The sequence below is a fragment of the Flavobacterium piscis genome (assembly GCF_001686925.1).
Classification (GTDB): Bacteria; Bacteroidota; Bacteroidia; order Flavobacteriales; family Flavobacteriaceae; genus Flavobacterium; species Flavobacterium piscis.
Genome location: NZ_LVEN01000004.1, coordinates 74,176 through 95,566 on the forward strand (window position 1 = coordinate 74,176; position 21,391 = coordinate 95,566).

A 21,391-nucleotide genomic window follows, 5' to 3' on the forward strand; every position below is an offset into this window, starting at 1 on the left:
AATCAATTGTTCGTGTGATTGCTTCGTTCCTCGCAAGGATATGATTATGGCTACATTTCGAAAGATGGATTAAAATCCATCCCTACAATATATTTCGTTCCTACGGAACTCTTTCTAAATTTTGATTTTATTATAGAAATCGAAATGACAAAATTGTCGTGAGTTTTGGAATTTTTCTTATTGGAATTTGGAATTTTCATATAGAAATTTCATTCCAAAATTATTTCTCAAAAGCATACACCAAAGTAAAATCCTGTCCAGACGTACTGGATTTTATTTCTTTATAATGCACATTAAAATCTACAATGAGATCATTAAAATGCAGACTGGCTTCTGTTAGATTTTCATCTAATGAAAAAGCATTTACCCTGATATGATCTTTAAAACTGATTCCTTTTTCGTTTCTGATTTTAAAGATGGCTTCTTTTGCGCCCCATATTACGGTAAGTTCCTTAATATAATCTTCCTTATTTTGAGTGTTTAAGTAACTGGTTTCGGTATCTACAAATTTATCGGCAATGCGAAGGATTTTTTCGCGTTGCAGTTCCATGTCGATTCCTACGGTTTCGTCGCTGATGATAATAGCTGCAAAATCGTGCGAATGTGTAATTGAGATATGATTGTGACAATTAAAGTAAGGCTTTCCAAATTCGTCATAATGCATTTCATGATCTGTAAAACCCATTTCCTGTATTAGCATACGAACGCTCAAAAAAGCACGCTGGTGCATTTGCGACTTCATTCCGTTGAGTCTTTGCTGCGTTTTTTCTTTTAAAACTACTTTACTCAATAACTCCTCAAAAGATTCTGTTATGTGCCAAATTAAAATTTTGGTAGTTTCGTTGAATTGTATGGTTTCAAATAAAGGCATTCTTTTTTAATTATGAATTATTAGTTTTAAGTTATGAATTATTTTCCGGATTTAAAAACTGAATTTCTTATTTAACGTCTCGTCTTTCTAGCCCTGATGGGAGCGGCATCCTTTTTCTGGCTTCTTTAGCCAGGAAAAGATATAGTGGACAGCAGGAAATAGCTCCTCAATTTCAATACCTTCTTGTAAAAAGTAAATTATTTAGCTAAAGTTCAAAAGATTAAGAAATTAAACATTTCACAAATCTTATAGAAAGTAGGTAGAATTAAAAACCTATTCCGTAAATTTGCAAAAATTTTACAATATACAAATATACTATAAATGAGTACTACAACTACGCCTTTTGTGGCTTTCAAAGTAAAAGACATCTCTCTAGCGGCTTGGGGAAGAAAAGAAATTGAATTGGCTGAAGCTGAAATGCCAGGGTTAATGGCACTTCGCGCTGAATATAAAGACGAACAACCTCTTGCGGGTGCTCGTATCGCTGGATGTTTGCACATGACTATTCAGACTGCAGTTTTAATTGAAACTTTAATTGCTCTTGGTGCAGAGGTTACTTGGTCTTCTTGTAACATTTTCTCTACTCAGGATCAGGCTGCTGCTGCTATTGCTGCTGCAGGAATTCAGGTTTATGCATGGAAAGGTCTTGATGAGCAATCATTTGACTGGTGTATTGAGCAAACTTTATTCTTTGGTGAAGACAGAAAACCATTGAACATGATCTTGGATGACGGTGGAGATTTAACTAACATGGTTATTGACCGTTTCCCAGAATTGGTTCCTGGAATCAAAGGATTGTCTGAAGAAACTACAACTGGAGTTCACAGACTTTACGAAAGAGTAAAAGCCGGAACTTTACCAATGCCTGCAATCAACATTAACGATTCTGTTACCAAATCTAAGTTTGATAACAAATACGGTTGTAAAGAATCTGCAGTAGATGCTGTACGTCGTGCAACTGACTTAATGTTAGCTGGAAAAAGAGTTATCGTTTGTGGATACGGTGATGTTGGAAAAGGAACTGCTGCTTCTTTCAGAGGTGCAGGATCTATTGTAACAGTTACTGAAATTGACCCAATTTGTGCTTTACAAGCTGCAATGGACGGTTATGAAGTTAAAAAATTAAACACTGTAATTGCTACTGCTGATATCATCATTACAACTACAGGAAATAAAGATATCGTTCTTGGAGAGCACTTCGAACAAATGAAAGACAAAACTGTTGTTTGTAACATTGGACACTTTGATAACGAAATTGATATGGCTTGGTTGAACAAAAACCACGGTGCATCTAAAATCGAAATCAAACCTCAGGTTGACAAATATACTATCGCTGGAAAAGATATCATCATCTTGGCTGAAGGTCGTTTAGTAAACCTTGGTTGTGCTACAGGTCACCCAAGTTTTGTAATGAGTAACTCATTTACTAACCAAACTTTGGCACAAATCGAATTATGGAAAAACAGTGCTGCTTACAACAATGACGTTTACATGTTACCAAAACATTTAGATGAAAAAGTTGCTGCTTTGCACTTAGCTAAATTAGGAGTTGAATTGGAAACTTTACGTGACGATCAGGCTGCTTATATTGGTGTTCCGGTTGAAGGTCCATTTAAACCAGAGTACTACAGATACTAAATAATTTTAGATTTCTGTCCCGATAGCTATCGGGATTAGATTTCTTCAATACATATTTCAAACCCGATAAGTTTTAAAAACTTATCGGGTTTTCTATTTTAATTTCAAAAATCCAAATTCCAAATTCCAAATTCCAAATTCCAAATTCCAAAAATCTAAAATCTAAAATCTAAAATCTAAAATTAGGGCGTGCCACGTAAAACAAGAACATTAATTTAATCAGATATTTTACACGGTTTCTAAATTTAAACTTTACATTTGAACTTCAAATCCCCAATATCTAAAACCTAATTATGAGAACTCGCCTAATTTTAACCTTACTATTATTATTGCCTTTTTTTACCAATGCACAATCTAGTCTGCAAAGACAAATGCAGGCTTCGAACGCAATGGTGAGACAGCAAAACCAAATGTTTCTGCAGCAACAACAGCAACAACGTGCTATGGCAAGCATGATGAACAACATCGAAACAAAAGAAACAAAACTAGCCAAGGAAGAAAAAAAACTTAAAAAACTTCAGGAAAAAGCATTACAAAGAGAAACTGATTTAAAGACAAAAAACGATGAATTAAAAACTCTCGAAATCAACTCCCAAAAAAATAATAGTTCCGAGATTTTAAAAGATATCGAAAAGTCTAAAAAACAAATCGCTAAGTCTGAAGAAAAAATAAGTGAATCGAAAACCGATATCGAAAAAAGTTCGAATAAAATTCAGGATTTACAAAACCAAATACAAGCTGATAAAATCAAAAAAGCAGAATTAGAAAAACAACACGAAGAAGAGAAAAAGGCCAAAGAAGAAGAAAAACGATTAAAGGAAGAGGAAAAGGCCAAGAAACAAAAAGAAAAGCAAGACAAGAAAAAATAGCACTATGATCGAAAAAGTTGTATGCGAAACGCATGGCACAAAAGAGATGTCTTTTTCCTGCATCCATATTGCAATGGCAATAGACCAAAAAGAAAAAGTAGGTTTCTTTTATTCTGAAGCCGAAGAAGATCTTCCTCAAATTGCATGGTGCGGAGCATGTGAACAATGGCTGCTGGATAACGGCGAAGAATGGAATGATGCTTTTGAAGCTAATGCCGATTTTAAAATATTATGTGCTGATTGTTTTGAAGAAGCAAAAGCAATTCAGTTGGGAGCTGATCAAATATAAATAGCGATGATTACTACAAAAGACTTTAAATTATTACCCAATAAAAATTCACTACAAAATATCTGTAAAGCAATTTCGGTTTTAGATGCTATTATTTGCCAGGAATGGGAATATCGTTATTACTCCTACAACTCTCAATGGGGAGAAGGTGAAGAATTTTTCGAAATGAGAAATGGATCCGGTGATTTAATGAACATTCTTTTTCTTGAAAATCATTGTATAATAAATGGTTTTGCACACGAATTTCAGCATAATAAAAAAAGTGATCTGACTAAAAATTTACCTGAAATTTATACTGAATTTATATTTGGAGAACCAGTGGCCTCTCTTGGAACTACATTTTGCCTATGGACAAATGAAACCGGAAATTGGCAGGTGGGATTGATTGAAGATTACAATGATAACTCAGCTGAATTGCTGGCTATTTTTGACGAAAATCCTCAAACTTACATTGACTGGGCCAGCGAATATTTTGAAGATTCTTATAAAGAAACCGGAATACCATTAAAAACAGTAACCGAAATTTATCAAGGTAAGGTATTAACCAAAGAGATGGTTTTATCTATTGTTGACGAAATTGAAGATTGGAAATTATTAGAAGACGATTTAAAAGAGATAAATTACGAATATGACTTTAAATAATCTTGATTCTGTACTTTATTTAAATTAATTTCATTCCAATAAGATTAACTTTGTAAAAACGTTAACCATGAAAAACTTCTTCTTTTTAGGCATCGCTATTATATTCGAAATTATTGCCACTTCTGCCTTAAAAAAGTCGGAGCAGTTTACACAAATTATTCCAAGTATTATTACCATTGTAGGTTATTTTGCTGCTTTCTACTTTTTGAGTTTTGCTATTAGAACCATTCCGGTTGGGATTGCTTATGCCATTTGGTCTGGAGTTGGAATTGTTTTGATTACTATTATTGGAGCCGTTTTCTTCAAACAAATTCCTGATTTGCCTGCAATAATAGGATTGGCGTTGATTATGATTGGTGTTGTTGTTATTAATGTTTTTTCTAAAACTACGGCGCATTAAGCAACTATTATCTTTATGATGACTTATATTTGATTGTATCAAATAACACTATCATATTACACAAGTTTGTTTTTGATTGATTATTCGATTCTTCACTTCAAATATAAAATAATGGATTTCAGAAAAGCCACAATTTCAGATTTGACAGAAATGCAGGAAATGTATATCGACACTATTAAATGGAGTTGTAAAAACGATTACAGTCCTTTAGAGATCGACGCCTGGATTTCCGGACTTAATAATGTAGAACGATGGGCAAAAGTTATTCATGCGCAATTTGTTTTATTGGCTATTGCCGAGAATAAAATTGTAGGCTACGGAACCCTAAAAGACGGAAATTATATTGATTTCTTTTGCGTTCACAAAGATTTTCAACGACAAGGGATTGCCGATAAAATATTCAATCAATTAGAAAATGAAGCTAAAAAGGAAAACTCAGAAATAATAACAGCCGATGTGAGCATAACGGCAAAACCATTCTTTGAGAAAAAGGGCTTTGTTGTAAAAACCAAACAAAAAAATATCCGTTTAGGTGTTGAATTGATCAATTACAAAATGGAGAAAAGTTTGAAGTAGCTTTATAACCTCTTGCGAAGTCGCGAAGTTTTAATTTAAAAGTTTAAGTCAATCTTTGTCGAGCGACTTTGCGGTCCTTCGACTTCGCTCAGGATGACAATAGTGCGAAAAAACTTTGCGGCTTCGCGACTTTGCGAGCAAAAAAAACATCGCGTTCTTTGCGTAAACCTTTGCGACCTTTGCGGTTAAAAAAAACAAAGATGACAATACTGCGAAAAAACTTTGCGGCTTCGCGACTTTGCCAGCAAAAAAAACATCGCGACCTTCGCGACCTTTGCGGTTAAAAAAAAGACAGCAAGTTTCGGATTTTATATCCGCAAAAACCAATCGATCTTTGCTTTATAAAATCGAACGAAAATGAACACACAGGAAAACATCAATTATAATCGAATAGCCGATGCGATCGATTATATCAAAACAAACTTTAAGGATCAGCCCAACTTAGATGAGGTTGCCGAAAAAGTGCATTTGAGTCCGTTTCACTTTCAGCGTTTGTTTACCGATTGGGCAGGAACAAGTCCGAAGAAGTTTTTGCAATATATTAGTGTTGAGCACGCCAAGAAAATCCTAAAAGAAAACAATAAAGTTACTTTGTCCGATGCCGCTTTTGATACCGGATTATCAGGAACCAGCCGTTTGCATGATTTGTTTGTAAACATCGAAGGAATGACACCGGCAGAATACAAAACCGGTGGTAAAAACCTTGAAATTAATTTCAGTTTTGCCGAAAGTCCGTTTGGGAATATTATTGTTGCGTCGACCAATAAAGGCGTTTGTTTTATGGCTTTCGCCGAAGATGAACAAACCGGATTCGAGAATTTAAAACATAAATTCCCAAATGCAGGATTTTCCCGAAAACTCGATTTATCGCAACAGAATGCTTTGTTCATTTTTCAGAATGATTGGAGTAAATTATCTGAAATTAAACTGCATTTAAAAGGAACTGATTTTCAATTGAAAGTTTGGGAAACTTTACTTAAAATCCCGATGGGACAGCTTTCTACTTATGGTTCTATTGCGCAACAAATAGAAAAACCAAATGCTTCCCGCGCTGTTGGAACTGCAATTGGCAGCAATCCTGTTGCTTTTTTAATTCCCTGTCACCGTGTGATTCAATCCTCAGGAACCTTTGGCGGTTATATGTGGGGAAACACCCGTAAAACGGCTATTATTGGTTGGGAAGGCGCGCAGGCAAATCTAATAATCTAAGATTTCTATTTACAATATATGTCGACAATCTTTGCGTAGATGCACTGCAGTGCATCTCTACAGATATGCTTTGTGTAAATAATTCCTCATATAAATTTCAATCTAAAATTTATGCAAAATATACCATCTAAAATTGCTTCTCTTAATTGGGAAAGCATAACCGAATCTATGCACGAAAATGGATTTGCCATTATTCCAAATGTACTTACCAATGAACAATGTGAAGATTTAAAATTCGATTATGACAATCCAAATTTATACCGAAAAACAGTTGTAATGGAACGTTATCGTTTTGGTCTTGGCGAATACAAATATTTCAATTATCCATTGCCAAATTTGATCCAAACGATTCGAGCGAACATTTATCCTAAACTTGCACCCATTGCAAATGCATGGATGAAAGCATTAAATATCAGTACTGTCTTTCCTCAAACTCACGAAGAATTATTGCAACAATGTCACGCCAATAATCAACTTAAAGCAACTGTTTTAATTTTAAAATATGGTAAAAGTGGTTTTAATACTCTGCATCAGGATTTATATGGCGATGTTTATTTTCCTATTCAAATAGTACTTTTCCTTAACGAACCTGATGAAGATTTTACTGGAGGAGAATTTGTATTGACACAGCAAACTCCAAGAGCACAATCGAAAGCCATTGTTCTGAAACCTAAAAAAGGAGACATATTGGTTTTTACAACGAATTTCAGACCTGTAAAAGGCACAAAAGGATATTATCGTGTGAATATGAAACATGGCGTTAGCGAAATTCATTCGGGTGAACGACATACGTTGGGAATCATTTTTCATGATGCACTCTCGTAAATTTCTGCCATAAATTATTTTTTTTCGCCACGAATTCACGAATTAAACTAATTTATAAACGTACAGATTTTTCAAATTTATAAAACATTCGTGAATTCGTGGCGAAAAACAAATACATAAAACTTATGCTTCAACACAATAAAATTTCCGATCGGGATATCCGAAATAAAATTAAAAATGCAGAAATTTGCTTTGGTGGAAACCAAAAACTAAAAATCTACGGCACTTTAAAATGTTCTTCGGGAAAAAGAATGAAACGTGAAAACCGGGTTTTCTTTTTATCTGAAAATGAAGCCAGAGAAAATGGTTTCAGACCTTGTGGACATTGCATGAAAACCGAATATCAAAACTGGAAAAATGGACTTATTTAATCCCGAATCTGACGAAACGACTAATCTGCTTCCTAAAGGTGGAACTGTAAATTATTACGGAAAATTATTTTCGAGAGAAGATTCTAATCGCTATCTGGATCTTCTTTTGAATACTATAGAATGGAAAAATGATGAAGCGATTATCTTTGGGAAATTAATTTTGACCAAACGAAAAGTAGCCTGGTACGGCGATTCGGGTTTTGAATATACGTATTCTAATACTACGAAAAAAGCACTTCCGTGGACTAAGGAATTACTGGAATTAAAAGCTGTTATTGAACAAGAAACCGGTGAAACTTTCAATTCCTGTTTACTTAATTTATATCATTCCGGAGATGAAGGAATGGCCTGGCACAGCGATGCCGAAAAGGATTTAAAAAAGAATGGTGCGATTGGTTCTGTAAGTTTTGGTGCTGAAAGAAAATTTGCTTTCAAACATAAGGAAACCAAAGAAACGGTTTCGTTAATTCTGGAACATGGCAGTTTATTAGTCATGAAAGACGAAACCCAAACGCATTGGCTGCATCGATTGCCGCCCACTAAAACAACATCAAAACCCAGAGTAAATTTGACTTTTAGAACTATTGTTTCACAATAAAAATTTATTGAACCATTCAGGGATTAAGGAAAATTAAGCTTTAAGACTTAATGAAAATTTCTAAATGGTAAAAACTCTAATTTTGTACTACCAACCCTGATTCAATCCGTTTTTAAGGACTTCTTCGTACTTGTCTTTATCAAAAGTATAAAGATTGGGGGCTTTATGCGCTACGTTACTTTTCTTTTCGTCTAGTTTATTCAGGATGCCAATGTTATTAATTTTACGCAGAAAGTTCCTTCTGTCCAGTTTTTTATCCAAAATGGTTTCATACAATTTTTGAAGTTCCGGCATAGTAAATTTTTCGGGCAATAAATTATATCCTACGGGCATGAGGTTCAATTCAATTCTAAGTGTATTTAATGCTTTATCCAGAATTGCTGCGTGATCTAAAATAAGCTCCGGAACTTCTTTATGATCAATCCATCCTATGATTTCTTCTTTATTGACAGATTTTGGAATCGTTTTTAAAAAGTCGACCAGCGCATAATAGCCAATGGTAACAAAACGTTGCGTAAGCCATTTTCCTTTTGCTTCTTCAATTTTTAAATATTCTAAAACTTCTTTGCTAAAATGCTGATCGTTGCGTTTTATTTTTCCAAAAGTGGCAAATTGTCTCAAAAAGATGCCTTCTACTCCTGTTCTTTCATTTAAAACAGTGACAGCAGCAGTATCAATATCCTGATCAATTGGAATAAAACCGCCGGGTAATGACCATTTATTACTGTGCGGAATCTTAATCAATAAAACCTTGAGCTGATTGTCATGAAAACCAAAAATCACACAATCTATCGAAAGTCCGGGTTGATAATTTTGATTGTTTTCTATAATGTCTTTTAACATTTAAATTTTATTAATTACAACTTTTGTTTTTGGATTGGCTCTGCAATTTAAATCATTTTTATAAAACCAAAACATTTTTATCCAATTCAACTTTAATAAATCTATAAAAAAGCAGGACTTAATAAGAAGTGTTAAAATCACAATTTTTTAATTAAAAACAAACAACAAATTAAAAAAATAAGTACATTGCGTCATAATAACACATTAAAGAAGTGTTTTGTTGTTTTTTGAATTAATAAATACTTTAAAAAAATTATAATTTACTGATTACCAGTTTTCAATATTGTACTTTTTGAAGCAAAACGACAATAATAATCTATTTAATAATAGACCCATTAATGATTTGAATATGAGCATTCCTGATTTAGAAAAACTCAATAAAAAATTGATGAAGAAGATCTATTCTTCTTTTGGATTAGTATCAAAAAATGATCTTTTAGAAGCTTCTATAAAGTACAGTGAAGAGCAGGAAAAAATCTTCAATCAAATGATTGTTGAAACTGATGCAAAAAATAAAAAAGCAAAACGAGAAGCTTTTGACAAAGCACTCTTTGCCTCTTATAAAGGAATTGGTGCTATGGATTTTATAAATACTGTTTTGAAATAATTGCTCAATCTCAATCAGTAGAACTCTTTTAGTACACGATCTGTTTAAAAATGATCAATTATATTTTATGAACCTTGCTAAAAAAGCGAGGTTTTTTCTTTTACGCAAAGTTCTCTGAATTAAAACATTATACAAATCACCAACTCTTTTTTTATTTCAAATTAAAATTTAGCAGGGATAAAAAAAATATTTTTTTTTTCAATTTCAATTGTTAATGTCAATAAAATGACGCAATTTTATTAAGAAAAATTAAATTAATTAATTTTAACAATCATTAAGTATTTCAAATCACTTATTTTTGCGAATCATAAAAAAAATAAGATTATACTTATATTAATTATTAGGAATATTAAAAAAACATCGATGGAAAATCTTATTCAATCAGAAAATTACAAAATTGAAAAGCCTGCAGAATGGGCTAGTAATATTAATGACAGTCAACTTATTGAATACATTAAAGAATCAGATTTTGCAAGTAAACAAATAGATGAGGGACGTGATTATTGTTATTTTTTAGATAAAATTTATTATACCAGTGATGAGGAAAATAGCGAATACGCCTGTGTAGCTTATACGCTTAACGAACCTGCTAATCTTGAAAATGCTTCGGTAATGGATGTCGTGGTCGAAGAAAACGAAACTTACATTATACATAGAATTACCGTTTTAAGAGAAGGTGTTTTGGTTGATAAAATTCCTGATACTAAAATTAAGGTACTTGACAGCGAAAACCAAAGTGATGGCGGTGTTTTAAGCAGCAATAAAAAAATTAATATTACCATAAAAGATTTACGCCTTTATGATGTTTTGATCATGGAAGATTCAAGAGTAAAGGTCTTTACTGAACGCGACTTTTTACGTAAAGAATTTTCTAAGTTTGTTTGGGTTAGTCCAAGTACTTATTGGGCTTACGGAAGTTATAATTTTTCTTTTATCAATAATCGCAAGAATAGAATTGCTTACAAAAAAACATTCTTTAGAGATGAAGACGGAAATGTATTGGCTCCGGAAATCCATTACTTAGAAAAAGGCGAACGCTTTACTATCGAAAAAGAAAACTACATCAATTTTGTAGATACTAATCGTGAAATTGCTCCTTTTATAGACTTTGCAACTGATAGCAACTGGATCGACTTGTCTAATTATATTTCTCCTTTATACGAAGAGGTTTATGCTAAATCATCTCTACAGGAATTTGCTCCTAATCTGATCGAAAAACTGGATGCTATTAGCAACAAAGATGAACAATTACAGTTTGCGATAGATTATGTGCAAAATCATGTGTATTATGTTTTTAATGCTGATGAAATGAACGGTCACAAACCGCAGGAGCCTTCTGTCACGTACCAAAACAAACAAGGAGATTGTAAGGCAAAATGCGTTTTACTAAAAGTAATTTTAGATTACATCAAGGTCGATTCGTCTGTGGTTTTGGTTAATTTTAATACAGATCATTACCTTAAATATTATTTACCTTCTTTATTGACTTTTAATCATGTCATTGTAAAAATCGACTATAAAGATGAAACGTATTTTATTGATGCGACGAGTCGTGATGAATTTGGATTGATTGAAAATCGTGGATTTATTTACTTCATGCATTATCTTGAGGTAAAACCAAATCAGGATTTACAAATAAAAAAATCGCATAAATTTCCTTATTATGGTATTAATGAAAAAGCCGAATTTAATGTTCAAAATAATACCGGACAGCTTTCGTTAACCACAACTTACAAAGGAAACCGTGCCAATTATATGCGTAAGTATTTTAAAAACACCAACAAAAGAGAAATCATTGACAGCTGGAATAATTTCTTTTTTTATACGCTGAATTATAACAATGACCGAAACGGAACTGATGTTCGAAATATATTTAAAGACGCTACAATTGAAACATTGAGTGATGATAAAAAGCTGAATGAATATACTATTCAGTACAAGGCAAATGTTGAAGATCCGTATTTTACAGATGCACAAAAAAATCGCTTTTTAATGTATTTTGACCGAAATGTGATTAAAAATAATGCTCGTGATTTTTTGCATACTGATATTGCTTTCTGGCATAATTTTGATAACGAGAAATATGAAATCAATCTTTACACGGATCAAAGAATAGATGTAGAAGAGAAATTTACGGTACAGGAAAGCACGATAAAAAATCCTTATTTTGATTATACCAGCCGTAAAAAAGTAACAAAAAATGGTGCTACGATAAATATTGATTTTACACCATTGGTTAATTTAGAAATTCCGCCAGCAGATTTTGAAGAATTCAGAAATGCGCATCACGAAGTTGCAGACAGTAATTTTGGACTTGGAATTGATATTATAGAACAAGGCTTTATGAATTTGATGAAATTTAATTTCAAAAAATTGGTAAAGTAATTAGAACAAAAAAGGGCTTCGTTTGAAGCCCTTTTTTATTTATTAGATGAATTTTAAAGCAATTCAAAATCAGATTTTAATTTGATATCTGCTGATGAAGCTCCAATCATTACTTCGAAATCTCCTGCTTCTGCAATAAATTCTAATTTATCGTTGTAGAAAGAAAGTTTCTCTTTATCGATTGTAAATTCGATTGTTTTAGATTCTCCTGCATTTAATTTTACTTTTTGGAAATCTCTTAATTCTAAAATTGGTCTCACCACTGAGCCAAATTTATCTTTTAGATACAATTGTACTACTTCTTCTCCGGCCACTTTTCCAACATTCGATAATTGAAAAGAAACTTTAATGGTTTCGTTATTCTTCATTTTAGCCGAAGATAATTTCAAACCTGAATAATTGAATTTGGTATAACTCAACCCGTAACCAAAAGGAAATTTAGGAGAGTTTTTAAGATCAATATAAGCTGAAACATAATTTTTTGAATCTTCGTCTTTCGCCGGTCTTCCTGTACTGTAGTGATTGTAGTAAATAGGAATTTGCCCAATTTCTCTCGGGAAAGTCATTGGCAATTTCCCAGACGGATTATAATCTCCAAATAAAACATTGGCGATTGCATTTCCTGCTTCTGTACCTAACCACCATGTGTATACAATTGCCGGAACGTTATCTGCAGTCCAGTTAAAAATTAACGGTCTTCCCGCGTTTACCAACACTACAACCGGTTTTCCTGTAGCCTGAATCGCTTTTACTAAATCTTCCTGAACACCTGGCAAATGAAGATTGCTTCGGCTTTTTGCTTCACCGCTCATATCGCGTCTTTCTCCTATACTCAAAATAACGACATCGGCTTGTTTGGCAGTCGCAACGGCTTCAGCAAAACCATCTTTGTTGTCTCCGTCTACTTCACAGCCTTTTGCGTAAAGCAACTTGGTATTTTTACCTACTTTATTTTGTAAACCATCCCATTGCGAAACGATCCATTTATTGTAGTCAACCTCCGGTAATTCTACAGACCAGAATCCCATGTTTTCTTTATATTCTTTAACCATTGGCCCGATAAAAGCAATTGTTTTCAGGTTTTTAGAAAGTGGTAAAGTTTCGTTTTCATTCTTTAATAAAACGATACTTTTTTGCGCTACATCAAGAGCTGCTTTTCTGTGTTCAGGATTGCTCAAAGCTTTATCTGCTCTTTTTTGATCTGAATATCGATACGGATCTTCAAATAATCCTAATTCGAATTTCTTGCGTAAAATACGTTTTACCGCATCGTCAATTAATTCAACAGGTACTTTTCCTTCTTTAACCAATTCGGCAAGATGATATCTGTAAGCATTACTTTCCATATCCATATCACTTCCGGCTGTAATCGCAGAAAGTGCTGCTGCTTTAAGATCTTTTGAATAACCGTGTGCTACCATTTCGCCAATCGAACCCCAGTCTGAAACTACAAAACCCTGAAAGTTCCATTTTTCTTTTAAGATATCGCGTTGCAAATGCACATTTCCTGTAGCAGGAATTCCGTTTAAGTCATTGAATGAATTCATAAAAGTGGCTGCACCTGCATCAAGCGCTGCTTTAAAAGGAGGTAAATACGTTTCCCAAAGCATTCTTTCACTCATGTCTACTGAGTTATAATCTCTTCCGCCAACGGCTGCTCCGTAAGCTGCAAAGTGTTTTACGCAAGCCATAACCGAGTTTAAATCTCCCAGTTTATTTCCCTGAAAACCTTTTACTCTTGCATAAGCAATTTTAGATCCCAGATAAGTATCTTCTCCCGCACCTTCCATGACACGTCCCCAACGAGGATCACGGCCAATATCGACCATTGGTGCAAATGTCCAGTGAATTCCGCTTGCTGCAGCTTCTGTAGCCGCAATTCTTGCAGCTAATTCAATTGCTTGTAAATCCCAACTTGCAGCCTCGGCCAACGGAAGCGGGAAAGTAGTTTTGTAACCGTGAATAACGTCCTGACCAAACAGCAACGGAATTTTAAGACGTGATTGCATTGCCAGCTCCTGATATTGTCTGGTGTATTTTGTACCCACAACATTTAGCATCGAGCCTATAATACCTGCTTTTATTTCGGCCTGTTTGTTTGGGTTTATGGTAATTGGTCCCGTTGCAGAATTATCTCCCGTATACTGATTAAGCTGACCAATTTTTTCTTCGATGGTCATTTTTTTCAATAGAGCATTTACTTTCTGGTCTATTGTTTCTTGTTGTGCCGTCGCAAAAAACGATACCATCAACAAGGTAAATGTGGTTAATTTCTTCATGAATTTAATTTTGATTACCAAACGTAAGTAGCCACAGCACCTGCGTTTAAGGTAGTTGAAATTTGTTTTTGATTGTATTTTATATTAAAAGTTTCAGTTGTAGCTCCGTCGTTTTCTACAATTAAAACTGTTTGTCCTGACGGAGTTTTAAAAGCGACATTGTATAAATTTCCGCTAATATTACTTGCTATTCTTACTGATCCTTCAGGAACAAATTTTGATGCGTGACCAATAATATAATACCCCACTTCTCTTTTTATATTCTGAGCCTGATCGATCATTAATGCTCCTTTACAAGTCGAACATCCGCCTGGGGTAAAAGGTTTGTAATACTCGTCATTTGCTAATCCCCACGAAAGTGCATTTACGCTCCAGTTACGCATAGAACCAATTACAACATTTTTTACACTCCATTTCAAATCCGATTCGAAACTGCTTTTTGATCCTGTATATTGTTCGGTAAAATACAAATCTTTGTTTGGATATGCATCATGAACTGTAGATAATGCGCTGATATCTCCTTCGTATAAGTGAAACGCAGAACCTGCTACAAAAGGATTCGCTTTTGCATCTTTTAAAATCGTCAAAGGATATTCCGGTTTATTACAATTGTGATCGTAAATCACGATTTTGGTTTTGATTTTAGCTTTCGCGAAAGCTGGACCTAAATGATTCCCAATAAAATCTGCCTGTTGTTCTGCAAGCATTAATAAACTAGGGTTATTTCCCGGGTGTAATGGTTCGTTTTGAGGTGTAATCGCATCAATAACAATTCCGTGCGATTTCATTGCCTGAATGTATTTTACAAAATACTCGGCATAAACCTGATAGTATTTTGGTTGTAAACTTCCGCCTTTTGAGCTTCCGTTGTCTTTCATCCAAACCGGAGGTGACCACGGAGAACCCATAATTTTTATTTGTGGATTGATGGCTAAAATTTCTTTTAATAAAGGTACAACATCATTTAAATCAGGTCCAAGATTAAATTTTTCCAGTTTTAAATCTGTTTCGCCTTCCGGTAAATCATCATACGAAAAAACTTTTTCATTCAAATCAGAAGCTCCTATACTAATACGAAGATAACTCAACCCAATTGCATCTTCTTTTCTGGAAAACAATTCCTGAAGCAAGGCTTCTTTTTTTGCTTTCTCCAGTTTTAAAATAGCCTGAGCACTTCCTCCTGTCAAAGAAAATCCAAAACCTTCGATGGTTTGAAATTTTTGTGAAGGATTTACTTCAATAGTCTGGTTTGAATTCGTTTCTGTATTAAAAACCAAATCATTTTGCTTTTGAAGTTTTAAAGACTCATCGGTTGTAGTGATCCACGATTCTGCTTTATTAGAAGTGGCTGCATTTTTTGAAGTTCCGCATTTTATCTGAACTGCAATAAGAGGCAGTAAAAGTAAAATTTGAAGTTTTTTGTTGATGTTTTTCATTTTAATCTATTTCTATTAAAACAGGTAAATGATCCGATGGATATTTTAAATCTTTAGAATCACTTAAAACTGCGTGTTTTTGAATTTTTAATCCACTGTTTTTTGAAACAAAAATATAATCGAGTAATAATGTTACCGGTTCGTTGTGTTTGAAATCGTTAAACGTTCCAGATGGTCCAAAAGGTTTTTCTTTTGAAACATCTTTTGTATCATCCATTACTTTTTTAATTTCTGCTATTTGTTTTGTATCCGGTTCTGAGTTGAAATCTCCCATTAAAAAAGCCGGATATTTCTTTGTATTCAATTCGCTTATTTTTTTCAAAGCAAGCTGTACTCCTTTTATTCTTGCTTCTTCGCCCATGTGGTCCAGATGAAGATTAAAAACCCAAAACGTTTTTTTAGTTTTTAAATCTTTAAAAAGTCCATAAGTGCAAACTCTGTTACAAGCTGCATCCCAACCACGTGAAACTACATTTGGAGTTTCTGATAACCAGAATGTATTGGATTGCTCTACTTTAAAGCGATCTTTTTTATAATAAATCGTACATGCCTCGCCTGTTCCTCCTTCTTCTCTTCCTACTCCAAATTTGTTATAATTTGGCAAAGCCGATGCTATATAATCAACCTGACCGGGAGTTGCTTCCTGAACTCCAAAAACATCCGGACTGTAAAATTGTATTTGAGAAGTAAAATAATCTTTTCGATTTGGCCATGCATTTTCTCCGTCAGAAGCAACATCTAAACGGATGTTGTAGGTCATGATCTTTAAATTTTGACCATAAAATGATCCGCTTACAAAAAGTAGGAATACTACTAAAATAATTTTGTTTATCTTTTTCATCTTTAAAAAAATTTAGTCGGTAAAGCTAATGTTTCTCTAGCCTTAAAGAAAAAATCTTATTTAAAAGTTATGTTAATTATGTACGTTAGAATAGTTAATATTAAATATATCATCGTTGTTGGCTTAAAATATTTTTAGTTTAAAATTCTTACACAATTAATTCCCGTTTTCTGTTTCCAGATGAACGTTCAGCATTTTAAAATTATTTCCAGGTATAAGTGCCCACAGATCCTCCTTGCAAAGAAGTAGTTACCCATTTATCATTGAATTTAATATTAAATATTTCATTTCCTTGTCCGTCATTTTCAACAATTAAAACCTTAGAACCTGATGGCGTGATGAAAGCTACATTTTGTAAGTTCCCGCTTATATTACTTGCAATTCGTACTGATCCGGCCGGAACAAACTTAGAGGCATGCGCTATTATATAATAGGCTACATTGCGCTGAAAAGCTTCACTTGAAGTTACTGTTATTGCTCCTTTACAAGTGCTGCATCCGCCTGTTGTGTGAGGTTCGAAAGATCCGTTATTGGCTAAATTCCACTCTAATGCATTCCTGCTCCAGTTGCGCATTGAACCTATAATTACATTTTTAAGATGCCATTTTAAATCTCCGCCAAATTCACCTGTAGATGAAGTCCATTGTTCTGTGAAATAAATATTCTTATCCGGATAAGAATTATAAACACTGGAAAGTGCAACTATATCTCCGGCATATAAATGAAAAGCTGAACCATCAACAAAAGGATTTGCTGCCGGATCTGCTAAAATTGCTTTTGGATAATTTGGATTGTCACAATTGTGGTCGTAAGCAATAATTTTTGTGGTAATATTGGCTGCTTTAAATGCCGGGCCTAAGTTGTTTTTAATGAAATTGGTTTGCTCTAATGCCGACATTTCCATACTTGGATTATTTCCGCCGTGAAGAGGCTCATTTTGAGGCGTTACGGCATCAATAACAATTCCTTCAGCTTTCATTTGCTGAATGTACTTTACAAAATATTTGGCGTAAACATCATAATATTGAGTTTGCAATCTTCCTCCAATAAAACTGTCTTTATCTTTCATCCAAAGCGGAGCTGACCAGGGAGTCGCTAGAATTAAAATCTTAGGATTGATGGCCAGAATTTCTTTTAAAAGTGCAATTACTCCTGTTTTATCTTTTTCTAAACTAAAATTTGCTAAATCAAGATCGGTATTTCCTGCAGGAAGATCATCATAAGTAAACGGAGATGCATTCAAATCAGAAGCTCCAATACTGATTCTGATGTAGCTTATGCCGATAGAACTCTCACCGGAACCAAACAATTCCTGTAAAAGTGCAGTTCTTTTGGCTGCTGTTAACTTATAAATTACATCAGCACTTCCGCCAGTTAAAGTATATCCAAAACCATCTACGGTTTGATATTTCTGAGCAGCATTTACTTCAATATTTGCGTATGAATTAGTAGTAGTGCTAAATCCTAAAGTCCCGGTTTGTTTGGTGAGTAATGCGCTTAAATCTCCTTTTGTAAGCCAAAAATCGACATCGTTTGTTACCACCACCGGAGGGTTTACCACTGGTGGATTTACTACCGGATCGACAGCATCATTTGATGAAGAGCATTTTACCTGAGCAAATACTGCAATCGCGAGGAACAATATTTTTATGCTGTTTTTAAAATTTAATTTCATTTTTTATAGTTTTTAGGTCAGCCATTAGAATACAATAGTTTGCATAGCATGGGCCGGGATAGTTATAGTATTTTGCAAATCGTGGTTGATTAGGGTATAAACAATCTCCTTATCTGATTGGTTCATGACAACTGTAATTACTTTGCCATCAGCGTTTTTAAAAGAAGTGCTTATTAAATTTTTATCATTTATTGTTTGAATGATTCTTTTTGCTCCAGGGCGGATAAATTTTGAAAGATGTCCAATATAATAATACATTGGTGTGTAGATTAACTCATCTTTTGTGGTATCGGCATGAATGGGTGCAAAACAAAAATTTCCAACATGATTAGGTCCGCCGTTCTGGTCTAAAAGAATGTTCCAGTCTGTCCAGGCCACGGTTCCGTTATTGAAATCGTTGATCATATTAAGTCCATATCGTTCTGCATTTCCCCAGAATTGAAATTTATTTGCATCAAATTTTTCTATACAACCTTCTGTAAAAATTAAATTTTTATCCGGAAATGCTTTGTGAACTTCGCCTACCGATTCAAATTTTGGAGTACCGCCGTTCCAGGTTTCGTACCAGTGAAATCCAATTCCCCAGGCGTATTTTGAAACCTCAGGATCAGAGAAAACCAAATTGGCTCTTGTAGTTAGCATATCACCTCGATTATGATCCCAAATGATCACTTTTTTAGCACCAAGCCCTTCTTTTTCTAAAGTGGGTCCCAGAAAATTTTTCAGGAAATCTCTTTCTGCTTCAGGAGTATAGATGCATGATTCCCAACGTTGTTTTGCCATTGGTTCGTTCTGGATCGTTAATCCCCAAACCGGAATTCCTTCTTTTTCATAAGCTTTTATAAACTTAGCATAATAATTTGCCCATGATTGGGCAAACTCAGGCAATAAAACGCCGCCGTGCAAAATATCATTATTGTCTTTCATGAAAGCTGGGGGACTCCATGGGCTAACAAATAAAGTTAATTTCCCGCCGGCTGTTTCAATTGCTTTTTTAATGAGTGGAATTCTGTATTTTCTGTCGTGATCGATATTAAAGGTTTTGAGTTCTTTGTCACCTTCCTGGACATAAGTATAACTGTCGCTGCTAAAATCGCAACTGTGAATGTTTGTTCTGGCAAGGGAATATCCTATTCCTTTATTCTTATCGTAGTAAGCGCTAAGAAATTCTTGTTGTTTTTTTCTTGATAGTTTGGCAAAAACCTCCGCACTTGCATCTGTTATCGCACCACCAATTCCCAGAAAAGTCTGGTCTGTTTTATCAGGATCTAATTGTATAGAAACTGTTGAATTTGTTTGTTGTGAAGTTGGTTTTGAAATTAAATTATTCGATAATGATAATCTCAAATTTGTGTTTTCGGCAGTAGTGTAAACCTCTATTTTTTTATTTTTTTTGGATGTATGAGCATTTTGTCCAACAACGTTTGATGAAGAACAAATTAATTGTAGAACTGCTATTGGAGCTATTAAAATTCTATTGATGATTTTCATAGTACTTTCAAAAAACGATTTAATTTAAATTAAAAATTGAGGGCTAATTTGGATGATTCAAATTAACCCTCTTTCTACTAACAAAACATTAATACACAAGCGTTTGTATTGCATGTGCAGGAATCTTAACAACTGTTTGTTCAGCACCTATAATCAACTTATAGTCCATTGCTTTATCTGTTTGGTTCATGACAATTGTAGCCATTGTGCCATCAGTATTCAAAAATGATGTACTCAATAAAGCGCTTCTGCTAACTGCTGAACTTACTCTTTTTGCATTAAGGCGAATGAATTTTGAAAAATGCCCTATATAATAATATGACGGAGTGTAAATTAGCTCTCCTGTTCTTGTATCAGAATGAATTGGCGCAAAGCAAAAATTACCAACATGATTTGGGCCTCCGTTTTGGTCTAAAAGAATGTTCCAGTCTGTCCATCCGGCAGTTCCGTTATTAAAATCATTAATCATAGAGATGCCATATCTTTCTCCGTTACCCCAAAATTGATATTTTGCAGCATCAAATTTTTCTACACAACCTTCTGTAAACATCAGACCTTTATCGGGATATGCTTCGTTAACTTTGGCAACATTTTCAAACATTGACGAACCTCCTGACCAGGTTTCATACCAATGAAATCCCATTCCCCAAACATATTTTGAAGCTTCCGGATCGGAGTAAATTACATTGGCTCTGTAATTCATTAAATCACGATTGTGATCCCAGGCGATGATTTTTACATTACCTAATTTTTCTTTTTTCAATGTTGGGCCTAAGAAGTTTTTAATAAAATCTCTTTCATCTTCTGCGGTATAAATACAAGATTCCCAAGTTTGAACGGCCATTGGTTCATTTTGAGTAGAAGTACCCCAAATTGGAATTCCTTCTTTCTCATAGGCTTTTATAAATTTGGCATAAAAGTTTGCCCAGGTTTGGTAATATTCCGGTAATAATGTTCCGCCTTTCAGGACATTTGCGTTGCTTTTCATAAAAGCATTTGGAGACCAAGGTGCCACATATGTCATTAATTTACCGCCTGCAGTCTGGATAGCCTGCTTAATTAACGGAATACGAAATTGTTTGTCGTGATCAATTGTAAACGTTTTTAAATCTTTATCTCCTTCTTTGATATAAGAATAGCTTTCACTGCTAAAATCAGAACTTTGTATCGTGGTTCTTAGCAATGAATAGCCTATTCCTTTTTGTTTATCATAGTAGGCATTTAAAAATTCTGTTTGTTTTTCTTTTGAAAGTTTAGCAAATATTTCGGCACTCGCATCTGTAATAGCTCCTCCAATTCCTATAAAAGTCTGAAACTTCTTTGCAGGCTCTACAAAAACAGAGCTCTCTATTTCCAGAGGTTGCTTAGCAGCTGTAAATGTTAGATGATCTGTAGAGGTTAATCTTAAATTTGAATTTTCAGCTGTGGTATAAACCGTTATCTTTTTTCCATTGGTTGTAAACTCTTTTTTTGTTTTGGGTTGTTGGGCAAAAGCCGCTAACGAAAACAAAAGACATAGCGCTTTTAAACTATTTTTCTTCATTCT

20 protein-coding genes are annotated in these 21,391 nt (G+C 34.1%); 12 read left to right on the plus strand and 8 right to left on the minus strand.

Annotation, left to right across the window (positions count from 1 at the left end; genetic code table 11):
• Window positions 1-220: 220 nt before the first annotated feature.
• A complete protein-coding gene (locus tag FLP_RS03090; protein ID WP_065448068.1) occupies window positions 221-871 on the minus strand; it encodes a 4'-phosphopantetheinyl transferase family protein in 651 nt (216 codons plus the stop codon).
• A 321-nt stretch (window positions 872-1,192) separates the two neighbouring features.
• Between FLP_RS03090 and ahcY the strand changes: the two genes are divergently transcribed.
• The 10 genes from ahcY (at window position 1,193) to FLP_RS03145 (ending at window position 8,288) form a co-directional block, all read left to right on the plus strand.
• Window positions 1,193-2,509, plus strand: a complete 1,317-nt coding sequence (gene ahcY / locus FLP_RS03095; RefSeq protein ID WP_065448069.1) for an adenosylhomocysteinase — start codon at window positions 1,193-1,195, stop codon at window positions 2,507-2,509.
• A 293-nt stretch (window positions 2,510-2,802) separates the two neighbouring features.
• Window positions 2,803-3,378 (plus strand): hypothetical protein, encoded by a 576-nt coding sequence (locus FLP_RS03100; RefSeq protein WP_065448070.1) that lies wholly within the window; start codon window positions 2,803-2,805, stop codon window positions 3,376-3,378.
• 4 nt (window positions 3,379-3,382) lie between these two features.
• Window positions 3,383-3,667, plus strand: coding sequence for a hypothetical protein (locus tag FLP_RS03105; RefSeq protein WP_065448071.1), 285 nt, complete (start codon window positions 3,383-3,385; stop codon window positions 3,665-3,667).
• 6 nt (window positions 3,668-3,673) lie between these two features.
• Entirely contained in the window at window positions 3,674-4,309 is a 636-nt protein-coding gene (locus FLP_RS03110) for a hypothetical protein (RefSeq protein WP_065448072.1), read from the plus strand.
• 67 nt (window positions 4,310-4,376) lie between these two features.
• Window positions 4,377-4,709 carry a DMT family transporter gene (locus tag FLP_RS03115; protein WP_065448073.1) on the plus strand — a complete coding sequence of 111 codons (333 nt, stop codon included), beginning with the start codon at window positions 4,377-4,379 and terminating at the stop codon, window positions 4,707-4,709.
• A gap of 111 nt (window positions 4,710-4,820) precedes the next feature.
• Window positions 4,821-5,285, plus strand: coding sequence for a GNAT family N-acetyltransferase (locus tag FLP_RS03120; RefSeq protein ID WP_065448074.1), 465 nt, complete (start codon window positions 4,821-4,823; stop codon window positions 5,283-5,285).
• A gap of 357 nt (window positions 5,286-5,642) precedes the next feature.
• A complete protein-coding gene (locus FLP_RS03130; RefSeq protein WP_065448076.1) occupies window positions 5,643-6,494 on the plus strand; it encodes a methylated-DNA--[protein]-cysteine S-methyltransferase in 852 nt (283 codons plus the stop codon).
• A 111-nt stretch (window positions 6,495-6,605) separates the two neighbouring features.
• A complete protein-coding gene (locus tag FLP_RS03135; protein WP_065448077.1) occupies window positions 6,606-7,319 on the plus strand; it encodes a 2OG-Fe(II) oxygenase in 714 nt (237 codons plus the stop codon).
• A 125-nt stretch (window positions 7,320-7,444) separates the two neighbouring features.
• A complete protein-coding gene (locus FLP_RS03140) occupies window positions 7,445-7,690 on the plus strand; it encodes an Ada metal-binding domain-containing protein (protein WP_065448135.1) in 246 nt (81 codons plus the stop codon).
• Entirely contained in the window at window positions 7,677-8,288 is a 612-nt protein-coding gene (locus tag FLP_RS03145; RefSeq protein ID WP_065448078.1) for an alpha-ketoglutarate-dependent dioxygenase AlkB family protein, read from the plus strand. Before FLP_RS03140 ends, FLP_RS03145 begins: the two co-directional genes overlap by 14 nt.
• 87 nt (window positions 8,289-8,375) lie before the next feature.
• Here the strand turns inward: FLP_RS03145 and FLP_RS03150 are convergent, their stop codons facing one another.
• On the minus strand, window positions 8,376-9,131 hold the full coding sequence (locus FLP_RS03150) for an NUDIX hydrolase (protein ID WP_065448079.1): 756 nt from the start codon (window positions 9,129-9,131) through the stop codon (window positions 8,376-8,378).
• A gap of 292 nt (window positions 9,132-9,423) precedes the next feature.
• Between FLP_RS03150 and FLP_RS03155 the strand changes: the two genes are divergently transcribed.
• Together FLP_RS03155 and FLP_RS03160 are read left to right on the plus strand one after the other, a co-directional pair.
• Window positions 9,424-9,738: a hypothetical protein gene (locus FLP_RS03155; RefSeq protein WP_243397521.1), complete on the plus strand. Its 315-nt coding sequence runs from the start codon at window positions 9,424-9,426 to the stop codon at window positions 9,736-9,738.
• 363 nt (window positions 9,739-10,101) lie between these two features.
• Entirely contained in the window at window positions 10,102-12,123 is a 2,022-nt protein-coding gene (locus tag FLP_RS03160; protein ID WP_065448081.1) for a DUF3857 domain-containing protein, read from the plus strand.
• A gap of 53 nt (window positions 12,124-12,176) precedes the next feature.
• Here FLP_RS03160 and FLP_RS03165 read toward each other — a convergent pair whose 3' ends face one another.
• The 6 genes from FLP_RS03165 to FLP_RS03190 form a co-directional block, all read right to left on the minus strand.
• Window positions 12,177-14,402, minus strand: coding sequence for a glycoside hydrolase family 3 N-terminal domain-containing protein (locus FLP_RS03165; RefSeq protein WP_065448082.1), 2,226 nt, complete (start codon window positions 14,400-14,402; stop codon window positions 12,177-12,179).
• A gap of 14 nt (window positions 14,403-14,416) precedes the next feature.
• A complete protein-coding gene (locus FLP_RS03170; RefSeq protein ID WP_065448083.1) occupies window positions 14,417-15,838 on the minus strand; it encodes a glycoside hydrolase family 30 protein in 1,422 nt (473 codons plus the stop codon).
• A 1-nt stretch (window position 15,839) separates the two neighbouring features.
• A complete protein-coding gene (locus FLP_RS03175) occupies window positions 15,840-16,679 on the minus strand; it encodes an endonuclease/exonuclease/phosphatase family protein (RefSeq protein WP_065448084.1) in 840 nt (279 codons plus the stop codon).
• Window positions 16,680-16,881: 202 nt separating this feature from the next.
• A complete protein-coding gene (locus tag FLP_RS03180; RefSeq protein WP_065448085.1) occupies window positions 16,882-18,354 on the minus strand; it encodes a glycoside hydrolase family 30 protein in 1,473 nt (490 codons plus the stop codon).
• A gap of 24 nt (window positions 18,355-18,378) precedes the next feature.
• Window positions 18,379-19,845 (minus strand): glycoside hydrolase family 30 protein, encoded by a 1,467-nt coding sequence (locus FLP_RS03185; protein ID WP_065448086.1) that lies wholly within the window; start codon window positions 19,843-19,845, stop codon window positions 18,379-18,381.
• 88 nt (window positions 19,846-19,933) lie between these two features.
• Window positions 19,934-21,388, minus strand: coding sequence for a glycoside hydrolase family 30 protein (locus tag FLP_RS03190; protein WP_065448087.1), 1,455 nt, complete (start codon window positions 21,386-21,388; stop codon window positions 19,934-19,936).
• Window positions 21,389-21,391: the final 3 nt, after the last annotated feature.